Below are 1,151 nucleotides of genomic sequence, written 5' to 3' on the forward strand. Positions count from 1 at the left end.
GTTTCCCTGTTCCTGTCTTCGGCCCTTTTCCAGAACTCCCTTGCATCATCCCCCGGGAACACCGCTCTGTCTTTTTGTGACTGGTGCTTGAAGATGGCGAACTTCTTGCGTTCCACTTCCTGCGGGCTGAGGGGTACGGCCATTTCGATTTCGTGGGTTTCGAATTCCTGCCATGCACCCCTGTACATCCAGAGCCAGCAGTCTTTTACCCAGTCTTCGGTAGCAGAGAGGCGTCTGAGCGCCTCCAGGATGATGTTGAAACAAACGATATGTGTACCATGGGGGTCTTCAAAATCCCCTGCGGCAAATACCTGGTGTGGTTTCACTTTTTGCAGCAGTTCCATGGTCAGCAGCACATCGGCATCAGTAACCGGGTTCTTCTGGTTCTTCCCGCTTTCATAGAAAGGCAGGGCCATGAAATGGATGTGGTCGTCTTCCAGTCCGCAATAGCGAGCCCCCGCAATGGCTTCCCCTTTCCTGATCAGCCCTTTGACGGCCTGGATCTCCGGGGTGTCTACCTGGTTGGGCAGCTTTTGCTCCATGAACTCGCGCATCTTCTGGTACAGACCGGTCAGTTCAGTTTTGTCCAGTCCCATTTTCTCAGAGAAGTCGATGCTGAACTCGACAAAGCGCAATGCATCGTCATCCCATACCGCGGTGTTGCCGGAGGTCTGGTAAGCGACATGTACATCATGCTTCTGGTCTACCAGCCTGATAAACGTACCGCCCATAGAGATCACATCGTCGTCGGGATGTGGTGAGAAGATAATGGCACGTTTGCTGGCAGGCTCCGCCCTTTCCGGTCTTTGGGAATCATCTGCATTGGGCTTGCCCCCCGGCCATCCGGTAATGGTATGCTGCAGTTTATTGAATATGTTGATATTAATGTTGTACACCGGTCCGCGTTCTACGGCCAGCTGCGACATGCCGTTGTTATTATAGTCGTCCTCGGTAAGCTTGAGCACCGGTTTGCCCAGGAAGTTGGCCAGCCAGATCACCGCTTTGCGGGTCAGTTTTTCATCCCAGAGGCAGTCTTTGACCAGCCATGGGGTATCAAAACGGGTGAGCATACTTGCCGCATCCTGGTCCAGGATGAATTCCACATGCTCAGAAAGCTGGAGGTAAGTAGCAGGTACTTCACTGGAGATCTC

Annotated in this window: 1 protein-coding gene; it reads right to left on the minus strand. The window is 53.1% G+C overall.

The genetic code is table 11. The annotated features are described in order from the left end of the window. Positions 1-1,151 (minus strand): PIG-L family deacetylase (locus WAE59_RS25770; RefSeq protein ID WP_337858892.1); only part of this gene is annotated, 1,151 nt, incomplete at both ends.

The sequence above is a fragment of the Pedobacter sp. GR22-6 genome (genome assembly GCF_037402555.1).
Classification (GTDB): domain Bacteria; phylum Bacteroidota; class Bacteroidia; order Sphingobacteriales; family Sphingobacteriaceae; genus Pedobacter.